This is a genomic window from Lapillicoccus sp., assembly GCF_036559105.1.
Lineage (GTDB): Bacteria > Actinomycetota > Actinomycetes > Actinomycetales > Dermatophilaceae > Lapillicoccus.
This window is the reverse complement of record NZ_DATBTV010000084.1, coordinates 1-17,840: the sequence shown is the minus strand read 5'-3', so window position 1 is coordinate 17,840 and position 17,840 is coordinate 1. Positions and strand designations below refer to the sequence as shown.

Sequence of the window (17,840 nt, the reverse complement as noted above, 5' to 3'; positions counted from 1 at the left end):
AACCGGTCGGAATTCCGACCGCTCCCGCCCCGTCCCGCCAATTTGGTCAGGAATGCAAAGCGTCCTGGAGGCGGCCGGCGGTGCCCGCGGCGGCGGCTCGGAGGGCGGCCACGTCCGGGCCGGCCCCCAGCACCTCACGGCTGGAGCTGGCCAGCACCTGAGCCAGCGCGCCGGCAAAGGTGCGCCGGAGCGCCTCGACCGTCCCACCCTGGGCGCCGAACCCCGGCGCCAGGATCGGCGTGTCGGCCGCCACCAGGTCGATCCCCAGGTCGTGGACCGCGTCGCCGACGGTGGCGCCGATGACCAGCCCGACACTGCCGAGCTCGCCCCGGGCCGCGGCGCCCACGTTGTCGGTCGCGGCGCCCGCGACGACGGACGCCGCCACCGACCGTTCGTCCCGGACCGCGTGCTGCACCTCGAACCCCTCGGGGTTGGAGGTCAGGGCCAGCACGAACACCCCGCGACCGGTCTCCTCGGCCAGGTCCAACGTCGGCCGCAGCGAGCCGTACCCGAGGAACGGGCTGACCGTCACCGCGTCGGCGCGCAGCTCACTGTCCTTGCCGAGGTAGGCCTCCGCGTACGCCTGCATCGTCGAGCCGATGTCGCCGCGCTTCACGTCGAGCAGCGTGAGGGTGCCCGCGTCGCGCAGGTCGCCGAGGACCCGCTCCAGAACGCGGATCCCACCGGACCCGAACACCTCGAAGAACGCCGACTGCGGCTTCACCACGGCCACGGTCCCGGCGTAGGCCTCGACGCAGGTCAGCGCGAACCGCTCCAGCCCGGCGAGGGAGTACTCCAGCCCCCACTGCTCGACCAGCCCGCGGTGCGGGTCCAGACCGGCACAGAACGGCCCGTATGCGTCCATCGCAGCCCGGAGCCGCGCGCCGAACGGTGTGGTCACCGGTAGACCTCCTGACGTCGGTGGGCGGCCCCCACCGCCTGCGTGAACGTGTCGAAACCCTTGTCCGCCAACAGGTTCTCCAGCTCCCGGAGGACGCGCACCGGTGCGGTGGGGTCGTTGAAGGTGGCGGTGCCGACCTGGATGGCGCTGGCCCCCGCGGCGACCAGCTCGAGCGCGTCGCGGCCGGTGCGGACTCCCCCGACCCCGATGATCGGCACCGTCCGGAACCGGCCCTCGGCCATCGCCGCGCGGACCTGCCAGATCGCCCGCACCGCAACCGGCCGGATCCCCGGACCGCTGAGCCCACCGGTCAGGCCGCCGAGCTGGGGCCGCATCCGGTCGGTGTCGATGACCATGCCCAGCAGCGTGTTGATCATGGTCAGCCCGGACGCGCCGGCCTTGACGCAGGCCGAGGCGATCGACGCGATGTCGGTGACGTCAGGGCTGAGCTTGGCGAACACCGGGATGTCGCGGGGCAGCTGCTCGCGGACGAGGGCGACGACCTTGGCCGAGGCCAGCGGGTCGATGGCGAAGACCAGCCCGCGGTTGGCGACGTTGGGGCAGGAGATGTTGACCTCGACGCCGACGACGCAGTCGAAGGCCGGGCTCTGGCGCAGTACGGCGGCGACGTCGGCGAACTCGCCGCTCGACCCCCCGGCGATCGACACGAGCACGCGGGCGCCGACCGACTTCAGCCACGCGAGGTCGTTCTCGACGAAGGCGTGGATCCCCGGACCCTGCAACCCGATCGAGTTGAGCATCCCGCTCGGGGTCTCCGCCATCCGCGGTGTGCCGCGCCCCGACCGCGGAGCGGCCATCACCGACTTCGTGACGAAGGCGCCCAGGCTCGAGACGTCGAAGAACCGGTGCAGCTCCTTGCCGTTCGCGGCACATCCGGACGCCGTCATCAGGGGGTTCGGCAGCTCGACGTCGGCGAGCGTGACGCTCATGTCCACGGGCGCGTCGGCCATCAGTGCCCGGCCTCCGTCGGGGCGCCCACGGCGTCGGCCGGCACGAGTCCGTAGCCGTTCTCGAAAGCGTCCCACCGCACCCGGTCGCCGCGGAACACCGGCCCCTCGACGCACGACCGCGCCATCCGGGTCCTCCCGTCCGGTCCGGTCACCGGCATCACGCACGTCATGCAGACCCCGATACCGCAGGCCATCGACTCCTCGACCGCGACCTGCGCCACGACGCCCTGCGCGGCGGCGACCTCGGTGATCGAGCGGAGCATGCCCATCGGGCCGCAACCGTAGACGACGCCGGCCTGGCTCAGCCGGATCACCTGTGGCAGCACGTCGCTCACCCAGCCTCGGGTGCCGGCCGACCCGTCGTCGGTGGTCACCGTGAGCCCGTCGGCCGCGCGGCGCGCCTCGACGACGCCGAACAGCCGGTCCTCGCTCGCCGCGCCGAGCACCATCTCGACGTGGCACCCCTTGGCGGCGAGCTGCTCGGCCAGCCAGAACAGCGGGGCACTCCCGTAGCCGCCCCCGACCAGCACGCACGGCACCGGCTCGTTCGGCAGCGGGAACGGCTTGCCGAGCGGGCCGACGAGGTCGACCTCGTCGTGCAGCGCGAGCCGGGTGATCCACGTCGTGCCGGGCCCGTGGGCCGCGACGACGATGTCGACGGTGCCGCCGTAGGTCCCCGACGGGCTGACCTTGTGGATCGAGAAGCAGCGGCGCAGGAGGTTCGCTGAGGTGTCGCCGCCGACGACGAGCGCGACGAACTGGCCCGGTCGGGCCAGCTCGGCGACGCCGGGAGCGACGAAGGTCAGGTGCTGGTACGCGCCGACCCGCCGGGTCGCGATGAGCTCACCGGTGACCTGGACGACGCCGCCGCGCGGGCCGGGCGGGGCCGAGCCGTTGACGGTCGCTCGCTCGGTCACGAGACCTCCTCACCGGCGACGGCGTGCCGGCGGAAGAGGTCGAGGTCGCGGGCGTGGTCCTGCAGCGACTTGACCCGGATTTCTCCGCTGCGCCGGGCCTCGATGCCCTGTACCGCGGCGGCGAGCTCCTGCACCGTCGTGATGATCGGTTTGTCGGCACCGGTCGTGGCGGCACGGATCTCGTACCCGTCGGCCCGCGCGGACTTCCCGGTCGGCGTGTTGACCACCATCGCCACCTCGCCGTCGTTGATGAGGTCGACGATCGTCGGCTCGCCCGACTCCGAGGGCTCGCGCTCCCGGATCTTGCGGACCACCTTCGACTGGATCCCGTTGCGCCGCAGTACCTCCGCGGTACCGCTGGTCGCGATGATGGTGAAGCCGAGGTCGGCCAGCCGCTTGACCGGGAAGATCATCGCCCGCTTGTCGCGGTTGGCGATCGACACGAACACCGACCCGCTGTCCGGCAGGCCACCGCTGCTCATCTGGCTCTTGGCGAACGCCGACCCGAAGTCGACGTCGATGCCCATGACCTCACCGGTCGAGCGCATCTCCGGGCCGAGCAACGAGTCGACGACCTTGCCCTCGCGGGTGCGGAACCGCTTGAACGGCAGGATCGCCTCCTTGACCGCCATCGGCGCGTGGTCCGGCAGCCGGCCGCCGTCGCCCTGCGGCGGGAGAATCCCCTCCTCGCGCAGCTCCTTGATCGTCGCGCCGAGCATGACGCGGGCCGCTGCCTTCGAGATCTGGACCCCGGTGGCCTTGGCCACGAACGGGACCGTGCGAGACGCCCGCGGGTTGGCCTCGAGGACGTAGAGGATGTCCTGGGCCAGTGCGTACTGCACGTTCATCAGCCCGCGGACGCCGATCCCCTCGGCCAGCTTGAGCGTCGACTCGCGGACCCGTTCCAGCTCGGTCCGGCCGAGCGTCACCGGCGGCAGCGTGCACGAGCTGTCGCCGGAGTGGATGCCGGCCTCCTCGATGTGCTCCATGATCCCGCCGAGGTACATCTCCTCGCCGTCGTAGAGCGCGTCCACGTCGATCTCGATGGCGTCGTCGAGGAACCGGTCGACGAGGACCGGGTGCTCGGGACTGGCGATGGTCGCGCGGGTGACGTAGGTGGCCAGCGTCTCGTCGTCGTAGACGATCTCCATGCCGCGGCCGCCGAGCACGTAGGACGGGCGGACGAGGACCGGGTAGCCGATCTCCTTGGCGACCTCGACGGCCTCCTCGGCGCTGTAGGCCGTGCCGTGCTTCGGGGCGGGCAGGTCCGCCTCCGCGAGGACGCGGCCAAACGCGCCGCGGTCCTCGGCGAGGTTGATGGCCTCAGGACTGGTGCCGACGATGGGGACGCCCTCGTTCTTGAGCGCCTGCGCGAGGCCGAGCGGGGTCTGCCCGCCGAGCTGCACGATGACGCCGGCGATCGGCCCGGCCTGCCGCTCGACGTGGACCACCTCGAGGACGTCCTCGAGGGTGAGGGGTTCGAAGTAGAGCCGGCTGCTGGTGTCGTAGTCGGTGGACACAGTCTCGGGGTTGCAGTTGATCATCACCGTGTCGAAACCCTTGTCGCGCAACGCGAACGACGCGTGGACGCAGGAGTAGTCGAACTCGACACCCTGGCCGATCCGATTGGGCCCGGAGCCGAGGATGATCACCGCGGGCCGCTCCCTCGGGGCGACCTCGTTCTCCTCGTCGTAGGTCGAGTAGTGGTACGGCGTGAGCGCCGCGAACTCGGCCGCGCAGGTGTCGACGGTCTTGTAGACCGGACGGACCCCGAGCGCGTGACGGACCCCGCGGACCACCGCCTCCGGCATACCGGTCAGCGAGGCGATCTGGGCGTCGGAGAACCCGTGCCGCTTGGCCAGCCGCAGAAGCGCCGGGCTGAGCTGCTGCGCGCCCGCGACACGGTCGGCCACCGCATTGATGAGCGCGATCTGGTCGAGGAACCACGGGTCGATGCCCGTGGTGGTGTGCACCTGCTCGACCGACGCGCCGGCGCGCAGCGCCTGCTGCACGGTGACGATCCGGCCGTCGGTCGGGATCGCTGCCTGCTCGAGGAGCTCGGCCAGCCGCGCGGGTTCGTCCGGCGTCGGGCCGTCCCAGTGGAACGACGAACCGGAGCGTTCCAGCGACCTCAGCGCCTTCTGCAGCGCCTCGGTGAAGTTGCGGCCGATCGACATCGCCTCGCCGACCGACTTCATGGTCGTCGTCAGCGTCGGGTCGGCGGCAGGGAACTTCTCGAACGCGAACCGCGGCACCTTGACGACGACGTAGTCGAGGGTCGGCTCGAACGACGCCGGCGTCTTGCGGGTGATGTCGTTGGGCACCTCGTCGAGGGTGTAGCCAATGGCCATCTTCGCGGCGATCTTGGCGATCGGGAACCCGGTCGCCTTGGAGGCCAGCGCGCTCGACCGGGACACGCGAGGGTTCATCTCGATGACGATGACCCGGCCGTCCTCGGGGTTGACGGCGAACTGGATGTTGCAGCCGCCGGTGTCCACCCCGACCTCGCGGATGATGGCGATGCCGATGTCGCGCAGCCGCTGGTACTCGCGGTCGGTGAGCGTCAGGGCCGGCGCCACGGTGATCGAGTCGCCGGTGTGGACGCCCATCGGGTCGAGGTTCTCGATGGAGCAGACGACGACGACGTTGTCGGCGTGGTCGCGCATGACCTCGAGCTCGTACTCCTTCCAGCCGGTGATCGACTCCTCGAGGAGCACCTCGGTGATCGGGCTGTCCTTGAGGCCCTGCCCGGCCATCCGGCGCAGCTCGGTCTCGTCGTGGGCGAAGCCCGACCCGAGCCCGCCCATGGTGAAGGACGGTCGGACGACGAGCGGGTAGCCGAGCTCGTCGGCAGCGACCAGCACCTCGTCGATCGAGTGGGCGATGAACGACCGGGCCGACTCGGCACCGCACCGGGCCACGACCCCCTTGAACTTCTCGCGGTCCTCGCCGAGCTGGATGGCCTCGACGTTCGCCCCGATGAGCGGGCAGTCGTACTTCTCGAGAACTCCGTTCTCGTGCAACGCGATCGCCGTGTTGAGCGCCGTCTGACCACCCAGGGTCGCGAGCACCGCGTCAGGGCGCTCCTTGGCAATGATCGCCTCCACCACCTCGGGCGTGATCGGTTCGACGTAGGTCGCGTCGGCGAACTCCGGGTCGGTCATGATCGTCGCCGGGTTGCTGTTGACGAGGATCACCCGGATGCCCTCGTCGCGCAGCACGCGGCAGGCCTGGGTGCCGGAGTAGTCGAACTCGCAGGCCTGGCCGATCACGATCGGCCCTGACCCGATGACCAGCACACTGCTGATGTCGTCGCGCTTCGGCATCAGTTCACCCCACGAAGTTCTTCGCTCGTGCCGCCCACGCAGAGCGTGGGACCCTGCTGCGATACGTCGCGGGGACCCCGAGCCGTGGCTGGCTTCACTTCTGCGCTCCTTGCATGAGCTCGACGAACCGGTCGAACAGGTATGCGGCGTCATGCGGTCCAGCCGCGGCCTCCGGGTGGTACTGCACGGAGTACGCCGGGATGTCGAGGCACTCGATCCCCTCGACCACCTCGTCGTTGAGGCAGACGTGCGAGACGCGGGCCCGCCCGTAGGGGGTGTCGCTGTCGCGGTCGATGGGCGCGTCGACCGCGAACCCGTGGTTGTGGGCGGTCACCTCGACCTTGCCAGTCGTGCGGTCCATGACCGGCTGGTTGATCCCCCGGTGGCCGTACTTGAGCTTGTAGGTGCCGAACCCGAGCGCGCGGCCGAGCAGCTGGTTGCCGAAGCAGATGCCGAAGAACGGGATCCCGGCGTCGAGCACCTGTCGAAGCAGGGCGACCTCTGACTCCGCGGTCGCCGGGTCGCCCGGACCGTTGGAGAAGAACACCCCGTCCGGCTCCAGCGCGGCGACCTCGTCGAACGTCGCCCACTGCGGGAGGACGTGCACCTCGATGCCGTGCTGGGCCATCAGCTGCGGGGTCATCGCCTTGATCCCGAGGTCGATCGCCGCCACCCGGAACCGCCTCTCTCCCACTGCTTCCACCACGTAGGGCTCGGTGGTCGAGACCTCACTCGCCAGGGCGGCGCCGGCCATCGACGGTGCCGTGCGCACCCGGTCGGCGAGGACGGTCGGCGACGCGTCCGCATACTCGTCACCGCTGAAGATGCCGACCCGCATGGCGCCGCGCTCGCGCAGGTGGCGGGTCAGGGCGCGGGTGTCGATGCCGCTGATCCCCACAACGCCCTGGTCGCGCAGCTCGTCCTCCAGCGGCTTGGTCGACCTCCAGTTGGACGGGCGCAGCGCCGGGTCGCGGACGACGTAGCCGGAGACCCAGAACCGCGTCGACTCGGGGTCCTCGGTGTTGATGCCGGTGTTGCCGACGTGCGGCGCGGTCATGACGACGACCTGGCGGTGGTAGCTGGGGTCGGTCAGCGTCTCCTGGTAGCCGGTCATCCCGGTGGAGAACACCGCCTCGCCGACGGTCTCGCCGACCGCGCCATAGGCGTCACCGCGGAAGGTGCGGCCGTCCTCGAGGACGAGCACCGCGGGGTCGCGGTCGATGAGCAGCTGGGTCACAGAGGGCCTCCGACGAGCTCGGGGATGAGGGCGCGGCCGTCGCGCGCACTGCACGCCCCGCGGATGAAGGTCGCCACGACGCGGCCGGTGAGGGTCCGGCCGTGCCAGGGGTTGTTGCTCGACAGCGAGTGCGAGACGCTGCGGTCGACGGTCCAGGACGCCGTGGGGTCGACCAGCGTGAGGTTGGCGGGCGACCCAGCCGTCAACGGCTGGCCGTGGTCCTCGAGCCGCGCGATCCGGGCCGGGTTGAGCGACATGACGCGAGCGACGCCGGCCCAGTCGAGCAGCCCGCTGCGGACCATGACCTCGCTCACCACGGCGAGCGACGTCTCCAGCCCGAGCATCCCGGGGGACGCGTCGACGAAGGCGTGCTCCTTGTCGTGCCGGGCGTGCGGCGCGTGGTCGGTGGCGACCGCGTCGATCGTCCCGTCGGCGAGCCCCTCGCGCAGGGCGCGGACGTCCTCCTCGGGCCGCAGCGGCGGGTTGACCTTCCAGACCGGGTCGTAGGACGACAGCAGGTCGTGGGTCAGCAGCAGGTGGTGCGGCGTCACCTCGGCGGTGACATCGACCCCCTGCGCCTTGGCCCAGCGGAGCACCTCGACCGAGCCCGCGGTTGAGACGTGCGCGATGTGGACCCGGCTGCCGGTGTGCCGGGCGAGCATGACGTCACGCGCGACGATCGACTCCTCGGCGATGCCGGGCCAGCCGGGCAGCCCGAGCCGGCCGGAGAGCTCGCTCTCGTGGGCGCAGGCGTCGGGGCCGGCGAGGCGCGGGTCCTGGGCGTGCTGGCTGATGACGCCGCCGAACGCCTTGACGTACTCGAGCGCCCGGCGCATGACCCGGCCGTCGGCGACGCAGTGCCCGTCGTCGGAGAACACCCGGACCCGGGCCCGGGAGCGCGCCATGAGGCCCAGCTCGGCCAGCTCCTCGCCGGCGAGCCCCTTGGTGACGGCGCCGACCGGCTGGACGTCGACGAGGCGCGTGGCCCGGCCGAGGTCGTAGACGTGGTTCGCGGCCTCGGCGGTGTCGGTGACGGGGGTGGTGTTGGCCATCGCGAGGATCGCGGTGAAACCGCCGGCGGCGGCCGCCTCGGCTCCGGTGGCGACGGTCTCGGCGTCCTCACGGCCCGGTTCGCGCAGGTGGACGTGGAGGTCGACGAGACCGGGCAGCGCGACGAGTCCGTCGGCGTCGACGACGCCGGTGTCGCGGTCGGGCTTGAGCGACCCGACCTCGACGATCCGGTCGCCGTCGAGAAGGAGGTCGGCGGCCCGGTCGCCGAGGAGCCGCGCTCCCGTGACGAGCGTCTTCACGCGGCCTCCCCGTTCTCGCCGCTGAGCAGGTGGTAGAGCACGGCCATCCGCACCGCGACGCCGGCCGAGACCTGATCCAGAACAACGGCGTTCGGCGAGTCGGCGACGTCGGCGGCGATCTCCAGGCCGCGGTTCATCGGACCCGGGTGAAGGATCGCGACGTCCGGGTTGGCGGCGGTGAGCCGACGCATACGGTCGCGGGTGAGGCCGTAGGTGACGGTGTACTCGCGGGCCGTGGGGAAGTACCCCCCGCTCATCCGCTCGCGTTGAACCCGCAGCATCATCACCGCGTCGACCGGCCCGTGGGTGCCGCCGCCCTCGAGGACCTCGTCGAGGTCCCAGGACGCGGCGAACCCGTCGGTCTTCGACCAGTCCGCGATGCCGCTCGGCATGAGGGTCGGCGGCGCGACGACGGTGACGTGGGCGCCGAGCCGGCCGAGGGTGATGACGTTGGAGCGGAACACCCGCGAGTGGGTCAGGTCGCCGACGATGGCGACGTGGCGGCCGTCGAGGTCGCCGATCCGCTTGCGGAGGGCGTACGCGTCGAGCAGGGCCTGGGTCGGGTGCTCGTGGGTGCCGTCCCCGGCGTTGATGACGCTGGCGTCGACCCACTGCGCGACCTGGTGGCAGGCGCCGGACGCGTGGTGGCGGATGACCAGAGCGTCGACCGACATGGCGTCGATGGTCCGGACCGTGTCGCGCAGCGACTCGCCCTTGCTCGCGGACGAGCCCTTCCCGGTGATGTTGATGGTGTCGGCGGACATCCACTTGCCGGCGATCTCGAACGAGCTGCGGGTGCGGGTGGAGTCCTCGAAGAACAGGTTGATGATGGTCCGGCCGCGCAGGGTCGGGATCTTCTTGACGTCGCGCTTCTGCACGTCGTGCATCGACTCGGCGGTAGCGAGGATGGTCTCGACGTCGTCGCGGCTCAGGTCCGCGGACGACAGCAGGTGGCGGTTCATCGGTCCCCTCCCTCGATGGTGACCGAGTCTTCGCCGTCGAGCTCCGTCAGGTGCACGCGGACGCGTTCCGACGAGGACGTGGGCAGGTTCTTGCCGACGTGGTCCGCGCGGATGGGCAGCTCGCGGTGGCCACGGTCGACGAGCACCGCGAGCCGCACGGTCCGCGGCCGGCCGAGCTCGGCGAGCGCCTCCAGGGCGGCGCGGATGGTGCGGCCGTGGAAGAGGACGTCATCCACGAGCACGACGACCTTGTCGTCGATGCCGCCCGGCGGGATGTCGGTGCGCGCCAGCGGCCGGACCGGCTGGTGGCGCAGGTCGTCTCGGTGCATCGTCACGTCGAGGCTGCCGACGGGCACGTGCGCGCCCTCGACCTCCCTCATCGCGGCCCCGAGACGCTGGGCGAGCGGAACCCCGCGGGACGGGATGCCGAGCAGGACCAGGTCGTCGGCACCCTTGTTGCGCTCGAGGATCTCGTGCGCGATGCGGCGCAGGGCCCGGGAGACGTCGCCGGAGGTGAGCACCTCACGCGCGGTCGCGACGGTCACGTCGCGGTCGGGTTCTACGGGCTTTACTGGTTCTACGGTCTGAGCTGGCTGGACAGCGGCCACCACCGGACCTCCTTCCCCGCCTCACAGGACGGTGGTTAAAGGATGTCGTCGGGGCGTCACTCTACCCGGACGCCGGCCCCCCTTCGGACCCGGCCACGCCGACCCGAGCAGGTTCCGCTCAGCTTGACGCAGCGTCGTGCGACTCGACGCGGGGTGCACGGTGCGTCGAGTCCCATGACGCTGCGTCAAGCCGAGCGGGGGCCTGGACGTGTCGGTGGTTCACGAGAACGGCGCCTTGAGGTACCGCGTCAGGGCGCCCAGGTCCGCCGCGTCCCCGCGGTAGCCGACGTAGCCGTCCGGTCGCACCACGAAGACCTGGCCCTCCACCGCGTGGTAGGCCGCGGCGAACTGCCCGTCGCCGTCGTGCAGCAGCACCGGCACCGGGGTCCAGCCGGTGCCGACGCCGGGTGCGGCGATGAGGTAGGCGTCCATCTCGCCGTGCGCGCCCTCGACTGCTGCCGCCGCGGCGGCCGTGAGGTCCGCCACCGCGCTGACGCCTTGCCCGGCATACCCGATCATCGTGTGCCGGTCGCGGCCGAGCACGCTGAACAGCCGTCGACGTGGACGATCTGGCCGTCGAACTCGACCGCCTCGTCGAGCACCTGCCGCAGGACCCCCATGCCTTCGAAGATCTCCAGGGTCCGGGGCTGACTCCGACAGCTTTGGCGTACTGCGGCGGCTCGAGCAGCTGGTCGACGACGGGGCACGAGATCCCGCGGCGTCGCAGCCCGACGGCGGCGGTGAGCCCGACCGGACCTGCTCCCGCCACCAGGACTGCGGTGTCACCCATGAACGTTCCTCTCGCCGACGAAGGCGGACATTCTTGTGGGGGCGGTGGGGCGTTTGTGGCGGGTTGGCGAGGTGGGGCGGGCGGCTCGAGCGACGCCTAGGCTCGTCGCGTGCCGAACGAGGTGGACCGCCAGATCATCGTCGTCACCGGCGGCGCCGGCCGGATCGGCGGCTTCCTGCGCACCGGGCTCGCGCGGCCCGGCCGGATGCTGCGGCTCCTCGACACGGCGTCGCCGGCGGACCTCACCGGCGGCGAGGAGGCGTACGTCGGGCCGGTGGCGGACGGCGACCTCGTGCGGCGCGCCGTGGCCGGGGCCGACGCGGTGGTGCACCTGGCCGGCATACCGACCGAGGGTCCGTGGGCGGACATCCTCGACGTCAACGTGACCGGCTCGCAGACCGTCCTGCACGCGGCCGCGGAGGCGGGGGTTCGGACCGTCGTCGTCGCGTCGAGCAACCACGCGGCCGGGTTCTGGGAGCGGCCGGCGGACGGCTCGCTGCTGCCCGACGACGTCGCCCCCAGACCGGACTCGTACTACGGCTGGAGCAAGGCGGCGGTCGAGAGCCTCGGCCGGCTGTACCACGAGCGGTACGGCCTGACCGTGGTCAACCTGAGGATCGGCTGGTGCTCGCGGCACCCGTACGACCGGCGGGGCGCGGAGATCTGGCTCTCCCCCGACGACGCGGGACGGCTGGTCGAGGCAGCGCTCACGCCGACGGTGACCGGGTTCCACACCGTGTGGGGCGTGTCGGCCAACACCAGCTCGTGGTGGTCGCCGGTCGGTGGCGAGGCGATCGGCTACCGGCCACGGGACGACTCGGAGGCGTACGCGTCCGAGTTCGCCGACTCGGAGGACGTCCACCCCGCGGCATTGGGCGGCGAGTTCGTCAGCAACCCGTTGGGGCAGCCGCTCTGAAGATCGGTTCGTGGTGGATGAAGCCGGAGTTCCGTGCGGTTCAGAGCACGAACCGCATGTGGTGCGCGCAGTTTCCGGACCACACGCGCAGGGTGCAACGTGGGCGTGGCGTCACCAACCTGCGCGCGGGCACCCGACCGCTCCGGTCAGACCCGAACAGGCGTCCACGTCATCGACTCGTGGTGGCTCGAGCGGAGTTCGGTGCGGTTCAGAACACGAACCGGGATCAGACGAGGGTGGGCTTGACCTCGGCCAGCCTCGCGAGGAGGCCGTTGACGAACCCTGGGGAGTCGTCGGTCGAGAGGGACCGGGCCAGCTCGACGGCCTCGGAGATGGCCACGCCGTCGGGGACGTGGTCGTTCCAGACGACCTCCCACGCGCCGAGGCGCAGGATGGCGCGGTCGACGCCGGGCATCCGCGGCAGCGTCCAGCCATGGGAGTACGTCGTGAGCAGCTCGTCGATCTCGGCCCAGTGCGCGACAACGCCCTCGACGAGCTCGACCGCATACGGGTTCAGCGGCGGCTGGTCGCCGGGGTCCGCCTGCCGGTCGGCGAGCAGGGTCGTGACGTTGAGGCCGCGCTGGTCGGCCTCGAAGAGCAGGTCCAGCGCGCGCTTACGGGCTTTCGATCGAGCGGCCACCGGTCAGTTGACGCGACCCAGGTACGAGCCGTCGCGGGTGTCGACCTTCACCTTGGTCCCAGTCTCGAGGAACAGCGGGACCGCGATCTGCGCGCCGGTCTCCAGCGTCGCGGGCTTGGTGCCGCCGGTCGACCGGTCGCCCTGCAGGCCGGGCTCGGTATGCGTGATCTCGAGGACCACGGACGCCGGCAGCTCGACATAGAGCGGCGCGCCGTCGTGGGTCGCGACGATGGCGTTCTGGTTCTCCAGCATGTAGTCGGCGACCGAGCCGACGACGTTCGACCCGACGTAGACCTGGTCGTAGGTGTCGGTGTCCATGAAGACGTAGTCCGACCCGTCCTTGTAGAGGTACTGCATCGTCCGCTTGTCGACGTTGGCGGACTCGACCTTGGTGCCCGCGTTGAAGGTCTTGTCGACCACCTTGCCGGACAGCACGGCCTTGAGCTTCGTCCGCACGAAGGCCGGGCCCTTGCCGGGCTTGACGTGCTGGAACTCGACGACGGACCACAGCTGCCCGTCGATGTTGAGCACCATGCCGTTCTTGAGGTCGTTCGTGCTGGCCATGAGGAGTGAGGGTTCGCTTTCGGTCGTGATGCTGGTCGTACGCCAGCCGTCGAGTCTACCGGGGCAGATGAGTCCCGAAGAACGCGTCGATCCGCTGCCAGGCGTCGGCCGCGGACTCGGGCTCCGGACCGACGTGTGCGACCCGGAACACCGGCGCCAGCCACCACGGGCCGATGTCGTCGTCGTTGAGGAACGAGTGCCCGGCGTTCGGGTACTGCTTCACGTCGTGCTCCACCCCGAGCCGGGTGAGGTGGTACTCCAGCTTGGCCGGGACCTTCTCGTTGCCGCGGTCGCGGGCGCCGTAGCTCGCGACGATCGGGCAGGCGCCCTCGAGCACCTCGGGCGAACTGGGCAACATGCCGTAGTTGTCGGCGGCGACCCGGAAACCGTGCTTCGGCGCTGCGCACATCAGGGCGAACCCGCCGCCCATGCAGAAGCCGATGATCCCGATGTCCTCGCTGGTGTCGTCGCGGTCCAGGAGCCACTGACGGCCGGCCGCGATGTCCTGGTAGGCGCGCCCGTGCCCGCGCTGCAACGCCTGGAAGGTGGCCTTGAGGCACTTGCGGGGCCCACCCTCGCTGAACAGGTCCGGCATGACGACGGAGTAGCCGAGCGCGGCCATCCGGTCGGCCGACCGCTTGTTGACGTCGTCCGGCCCGAAGATCTCGTGGACGACGACGACCCCGGGGAGCTTCTCGTCACCCGGCGGTCGCACCGCATACCCCTGCAGGTGCGGCGAGCCACCGGTCGACGCGCTGAACGCGGTGAGGTCGACCATGGTCCCGATCGGTGCGTGCGTCATGAGGCGACCCAACCACAGGGACCCGGCGGTCACACCCCGACGGTCAGCGCCGAGGTGTACCCGGACGAGGTGTCGCCGGACATCGTCGCGATCTGGTGGATGCCCGCGTCGTTGCCGAAGACGTTGTCGCGCTGCAGCGATACCTGCGAGAGGTTGCCGACACTCGCCGAGTAGCCGTCCGTCGCGTAGACGGCGTCACAGGCCTCCTGGGGCAGCGCGATCTGGGAGGTCTTCACGATCGGCCCGGACGAGGTGGCGTCGGCGACGCTGGAGTAGACCTCGAAGTGGATGTGCGGCCAGCGTCCCGAGTAGCAGGCCGGGAAGATCGAGGTGAAGGTGACCGTCCCGTTCGCGTCCGTCTCCTGGACGCCGCGCAGGTAGTTCTCGGAGGTGATGGCGCTGGAGTAGAGCGAGTACTGGCCGTCGCGGTCGCAGTGCCAGAGGTAGACCGCGGCGCCGGTCTTGGCCGCGCCGGTCGAGGTGTCGCGGACGGTCAGCTTGATGGTCAGCGGGACGCCGGCCGCGGTCGTCGTCGACGAGCCGAAGCTCGACCGGATGTCGGCGCGGACGATGCCCGAGTCGTCCAGGACGTTGACGCCGTTGGACCCGTCGGCGGGGTACGGGCCGCTCGTCTCGTCCGGCACCTCCGTGAGGGTGCCGTCGGCGCTGGCAGAGGTGGTCGACGAGCCGCTCGAGCTGCCCGAGGCGCCCGTGGCCGCGGAGCCGGTGCCGGTGCCGCAGGCGGCCAGGGCCGCGAGCGCCCCGACCCCGCCGAGGACACCGAGCGCGCGGCGCCGGTTCATGGTCCCCAGGTCGTAGAGCAGGCCGCGGTCGTGGTCGTGGATCTCATGACCGTCGGCGTCGACCCAGTCGGACTCGCGTCGGGTGACGGCGTCGGTGAGTGCCGCGTGGCGGTCGTTACGTCTCGTCGTCATGCAAGGAGCCTCGGTGGGGCGCCCATAGGCCTCCTGGGCGGTTCCTGTGCGGCTCTGGTGAGACGGTCAGCCGCTGACGAGGTCGTACGCATCGCGCAGCATCGCGTCCGGTGGCCCCTCCAGCCGCACCGGCATCGCGATGTCGTCGAGGACGACGAACCGCAGGCGCGACCCGCGGGCCTTCTTGTCGCGACGCATGGCGGTGACGAGCTCGTCCCAGCGGTCCGGCGCGTAGGTCACCGGCAGGCCGAGGCTGGTGAGGATCGCCCGGTGCCGGTCGACCAGGGACGGCGCGAGGTGACCGGACAGCCGACCGAGCTCGGCCGCATACGTCATCCCGACGCTGACCGCCTCGCCGTGACGCCAGCGGTACCCCTCGACCTGCTCGACGGCGTGGCCGAAGGTGTGCCCGTAGTTGAGGATCTCCCGCAGGGCCGCTTCGCGCAGGTCGGCGGTGACCACCTCGGCCTTGACCCGGATGGCCCGCTCGACGAGCTGGCGCAGGAACGGTCCCTCGACGTCGACCGCGGCCACCGGGTCGGCCTCGACCAGCTCGAGAATGCGCGGGTCGGCGATGAACCCGCACTTGACGACCTCGGCCATCCCGGCCACGAGGTCGGGTCGCGGCAGGGTGGCGAGCGCGTCGAGGTCGCAGAGGACACCCGCCGCGGGGTGGAACGAGCCGACGAGGTTCTTGCCCTCGGGGGTGTTGATCCCCGTCTTCCCGCCGACGGCGGCGTCGACCATCGCGAGCAGCGTGGTCGGGACCTGGACGACCCGGACCCCGCGCAGCCACGTCGCCGCGACGAAGCCCGCGAGGTCGGTGACGGTGCCGCCTCCGACGCCGACGACCGCGTCGGTCCGGGTGAAGCCGGCCTGGCCGAGCGCGCCCCATAGCTCGGCGGCGACGGCAGCGCTCTTGGCCTCCTCCGCGTCCGGAACCACGGCGAGGTATGCGTCGAGGCCGGCCTCGCGGGCGGCGTCGGCGACCCGCTGGGCCCAGACCGCGAGCGTCGGCGGGTGGACGACGAGAACGCGCTCGACGGCGTCGCCCAGCAGCGGCACGACCGCGTCGACGACCCCGTGACCGACGACCACCTCGTACGCGTCGGCCCCGGTCCCGACCGGGATGCTGGTCTGCGGGCCGGTCACGGGGCGGCCCCCGGACCGGTTCCGCTGACGGCGAGGGTCCCCGCTACCTCCGCTGCGACGTCCTCCGGGGTCCGGCCGGCGGTGTCGGCCCGGAGGGTGGCCACCGCCTCGTAGGTCGCGCGACGCACGTTCATCATCGCCACCCAGGACGCGCGCGGGTTGATGGCGAGCAGCGGGCGCGACTGGTCGAAGCCGATCCGCCTCGACGCGTCCGCGATCCCCACGTCGAGGAAGACCACCGTGTGGCCCTGGAGCAGCTCGGCGGCTCCGGGCTGCACCGGCGCCCCGCCGCCGAGGGCGACGACGCCACGCTCCTCGGCGAGCGCCCGGGTCACCTCGACGCGCTCCAGCTCCCGGAACGCCGCCTCGCCGTCCTCGACGAACAGGTCCGCGATGCTCCGACCGACGGAGCGGACGATCGCCTCGTCGGTGTCGTGGAACGGAACGCCGAGCAGGTCGGCGAGCGCCCGCCCGGTCACCGTCTTGCCCGACCCGGGGGGCCCGACGATGACCGCGACCGGACGGTCTCCGGCGGTCACCACGACCGCAGTCGGTCGGGGATCGCGGCCAGGTAGCCGTCGTGGTTGCGGGCGGTCTCGGCGACGCTGTCGCCGCCGAACTTCTCCACGCAGGCCTGGGCCAGCACCAGCGCCACCATGGCCTCCGCGACCACGCCGGCAGCGGGGACGGCGCACACGTCGGAGCGCTGGTGGATCGCCTTGGCCGGCTCGTCGCCGGCGATGTCGACGGTGTCGAGCGAGCGCGGGACGGTCGAGATCGGCTTCATGGCGGCCCGCACGCGGAGCACCTCGCCGGTCGACATGCCGCCCTCGGTCCCGCCGGCCCTCCCAGAGCGGCGCCGTATGACACCTCGGTGATCCCTCCACATCTCGTCGTGGGCCTGCGAACCCCGACGGCGGGCGGTGGTGAACCCGTCGCCGACCTCGACGCCCTTGATCGCCTGGATCCCCATCAAGCCCGCCGCGAGCTGCGCGTCGAGCCGCCGGTCCCAGTGCACGTGCGAGCCGAGGCCCGGCGGGACGCCGTAGGCGACGACCTCGACGACGCCGCCCAGGGTGTCGCCGTCCTTCTTGGCAGCCTCGACCTCGGCCACCATGGCGGCCGACCCGGCGGCGTCGAGCGTCCGCACCGGGTCGGCGTCCAGCCGGTCGACGTCGTCGGGAGTCGGCAGCTCGGCGTCCTCACCGACCCCGGCGGTCCCGATCGCCACGGTGTGCGACACCAGGCGGATGCCGTAGGCCTGTTCGAGGAACGCCGCCGCCACCGCGCCGAGCGCCACCCGGGCGGCGGTCTCGCGAGCGGACGCGCGCTCGAGGATCGGGCGGGCGTCCTCGAACCCGTACTTCTGCATCCCGACCAGGTCCGCGTGGCCGGGCCGGGGCCGGGTGAGCGGCCGGTTCCGGGCGACCTCCTTCTCCGCGTTGACGTCGTCGGCGGCCGCCAGCGCCGCCTCGTCGACCGGGTCAGGGCTCATCACCGTCTCCCACTTCGGCCACTCGGTGTTGCCGATCCGGATCGCGAGCGGCGACCCGAGCGTGAGCCCGTGCCGCAGGCCGCCGAGGAACTCGACGGCGTCCTGCTCGAAGGCCATCCGCGCGCCCCGTCCGAACCCCAGCCGCCGACGCGCCAGCGCGGCGGCGACGTCCCGGGTGGTCACCTCGACCCCGGCGGGGAGGCCCTCGATCACGGCGACGAGCGCCGGGCCGTGGGACTCACCGGCGGTCAACCAACGCAGCATGCGGCGATCTTGCCACGCACCACACGCTCGCCTCGTCGCCCGTCCGCGAG

At 71.7% G+C, this 17,840-nt stretch carries 17 protein-coding genes and 1 pseudogene; 1 reads left to right on the top strand and 17 read right to left on the bottom strand.

Going from position 1 to position 17,840, the window contains the following annotated elements; all coding sequences use genetic code 11:
* Positions 1–46: 46 nt before the first annotated feature.
* From pyrF to VIG79_RS19815, 10 genes and pseudogenes are all read right to left on the bottom strand, one after another.
* Positions 47–901 carry an orotidine-5'-phosphate decarboxylase gene (gene pyrF, locus VIG79_RS10835; protein WP_331885435.1) on the bottom strand — a complete coding sequence of 285 codons (855 nt, stop codon included), beginning with the start codon at positions 899–901 and terminating at the stop codon, positions 47–49.
* On the bottom strand, positions 898–1,872 hold the full coding sequence (locus VIG79_RS10830; RefSeq protein WP_331885433.1) for a dihydroorotate dehydrogenase: 975 nt from the start codon (positions 1,870–1,872) through the stop codon (positions 898–900). The genes pyrF and VIG79_RS10830 overlap by 4 nt, the downstream gene beginning before the upstream one ends.
* Positions 1,872–2,789, bottom strand: a complete 918-nt coding sequence (locus VIG79_RS10825; protein ID WP_331885431.1) for a dihydroorotate dehydrogenase electron transfer subunit — start codon at positions 2,787–2,789, stop codon at positions 1,872–1,874. The genes VIG79_RS10830 and VIG79_RS10825 overlap by 1 nt, the downstream gene beginning before the upstream one ends.
* Positions 2,786–6,115 (bottom strand): carbamoyl-phosphate synthase large subunit, encoded by a 3,330-nt coding sequence (gene carB, locus VIG79_RS10820; protein WP_331885429.1) that lies wholly within the window; start codon positions 6,113–6,115, stop codon positions 2,786–2,788. Before carB ends, VIG79_RS10825 begins: the two co-directional genes overlap by 4 nt.
* Before the next feature lie 94 nt (positions 6,116–6,209).
* On the bottom strand, positions 6,210–7,343 hold the full coding sequence (gene carA, locus VIG79_RS10815; RefSeq protein WP_331885482.1) for a glutamine-hydrolyzing carbamoyl-phosphate synthase small subunit: 1,134 nt from the start codon (positions 7,341–7,343) through the stop codon (positions 6,210–6,212).
* Positions 7,344–7,348: 5 nt separating this feature from the next.
* On the bottom strand, positions 7,349–8,662 hold the full coding sequence (locus VIG79_RS10810) for a dihydroorotase (protein WP_331885427.1): 1,314 nt from the start codon (positions 8,660–8,662) through the stop codon (positions 7,349–7,351).
* The gene (locus tag VIG79_RS10805) at positions 8,659–9,624 is read right to left on the bottom strand and encodes an aspartate carbamoyltransferase catalytic subunit (RefSeq protein WP_331885425.1); all 966 of its coding nucleotides are present in this window, start codon (positions 9,622–9,624) and stop codon (positions 8,659–8,661) included. Before VIG79_RS10805 ends, VIG79_RS10810 begins: the two co-directional genes overlap by 4 nt.
* Positions 9,621–10,169, bottom strand: a complete 549-nt coding sequence (gene pyrR, locus VIG79_RS10800) for a bifunctional pyr operon transcriptional regulator/uracil phosphoribosyltransferase PyrR (RefSeq protein ID WP_331885423.1) — start codon at positions 10,167–10,169, stop codon at positions 9,621–9,623. The genes VIG79_RS10805 and pyrR overlap by 4 nt, the downstream gene beginning before the upstream one ends.
* A gap of 282 nt (positions 10,170–10,451) precedes the next feature.
* Complete coding sequence (locus tag VIG79_RS10795; protein WP_331885421.1) at positions 10,452–10,718, bottom strand: hypothetical protein; 267 nt, start codon at positions 10,716–10,718, stop codon at positions 10,452–10,454.
* Between the two features lie 184 nt (positions 10,719–10,902).
* Positions 10,903–11,022, bottom strand: a pseudogene (locus VIG79_RS19815) (FAD-dependent monooxygenase); the annotation flags it as partial.
* A 109-nt stretch (positions 11,023–11,131) separates the two neighbouring features.
* On the opposite strand from VIG79_RS19815, the gene VIG79_RS10790 reads away from it, so the two are divergent.
* Positions 11,132–11,938, top strand: coding sequence for an NAD(P)-dependent oxidoreductase (locus tag VIG79_RS10790; protein WP_331885419.1), 807 nt, complete (start codon positions 11,132–11,134; stop codon positions 11,936–11,938).
* Between the two features lie 226 nt (positions 11,939–12,164).
* On the opposite strand, the gene nusB is transcribed toward VIG79_RS10790, so the two are convergent.
* The 7 genes from nusB to aroC form a co-directional block, all read right to left on the bottom strand.
* The gene (nusB, locus tag VIG79_RS10785) at positions 12,165–12,578 is read right to left on the bottom strand and encodes a transcription antitermination factor NusB (protein ID WP_331885417.1); all 414 of its coding nucleotides are present in this window, start codon (positions 12,576–12,578) and stop codon (positions 12,165–12,167) included.
* Positions 12,579–12,581: 3 nt separating this feature from the next.
* Positions 12,582–13,142: an elongation factor P gene (gene efp, locus VIG79_RS10780; protein ID WP_331885415.1), complete on the bottom strand. Its 561-nt coding sequence runs from the start codon at positions 13,140–13,142 to the stop codon at positions 12,582–12,584.
* A gap of 55 nt (positions 13,143–13,197) precedes the next feature.
* Complete coding sequence (locus tag VIG79_RS10775; protein ID WP_331885413.1) at positions 13,198–13,944, bottom strand: dienelactone hydrolase family protein; 747 nt, start codon at positions 13,942–13,944, stop codon at positions 13,198–13,200.
* A 29-nt stretch (positions 13,945–13,973) separates the two neighbouring features.
* Positions 13,974–14,879 carry an intradiol ring-cleavage dioxygenase gene (locus VIG79_RS10770; protein ID WP_331885411.1) on the bottom strand — a complete coding sequence of 302 codons (906 nt, stop codon included), beginning with the start codon at positions 14,877–14,879 and terminating at the stop codon, positions 13,974–13,976.
* Positions 14,880–14,945: 66 nt separating this feature from the next.
* A complete protein-coding gene (aroB, locus tag VIG79_RS10765) occupies positions 14,946–16,031 on the bottom strand; it encodes a 3-dehydroquinate synthase (protein ID WP_331885409.1) in 1,086 nt (361 codons plus the stop codon).
* Positions 16,028–16,570, bottom strand: coding sequence for a shikimate kinase (locus VIG79_RS10760; protein ID WP_414672618.1), 543 nt, complete (start codon positions 16,568–16,570; stop codon positions 16,028–16,030). The genes aroB and VIG79_RS10760 overlap by 4 nt, the downstream gene beginning before the upstream one ends.
* Positions 16,567–17,790: a chorismate synthase gene (gene aroC / locus VIG79_RS10755; RefSeq protein ID WP_331885405.1), complete on the bottom strand. Its 1,224-nt coding sequence runs from the start codon at positions 17,788–17,790 to the stop codon at positions 16,567–16,569. The genes VIG79_RS10760 and aroC overlap by 4 nt, the downstream gene beginning before the upstream one ends.
* Positions 17,791–17,840 lie beyond the last annotated feature (50 nt).

Coding starts and splice junctions, on each gene's coding strand:
- VIG79_RS10830 (WP_331885433.1), bottom strand. CDS start 1,872: ATGGCCGACGCGCCCGTGGACATGAGCGTCACGCTCGCCGACGTCGAG.
- carB (WP_331885429.1), bottom strand. CDS start 6,115: ATGCCGAAGCGCGACGACATCAGCAGTGTGCTGGTCATCGGGTCAGGG.
- VIG79_RS10805 (WP_331885425.1), bottom strand. CDS start 9,624: ATGAACCGCCACCTGCTGTCGTCCGCGGACCTGAGCCGCGACGACGTC.
- efp (WP_331885415.1), bottom strand. CDS start 13,142: ATGGCCAGCACGAACGACCTCAAGAACGGCATGGTGCTCAACATCGAC.
- VIG79_RS10775 (WP_331885413.1), bottom strand. CDS start 13,944: ATGACGCACGCACCGATCGGGACCATGGTCGACCTCACCGCGTTCAGC.
- VIG79_RS10770 (WP_331885411.1), bottom strand. CDS start 14,879: ATGACGACGAGACGTAACGACCGCCACGCGGCACTCACCGACGCCGTC.
- aroC (WP_331885405.1), bottom strand. CDS start 17,790: ATGCTGCGTTGGTTGACCGCCGGTGAGTCCCACGGCCCGGCGCTCGTC.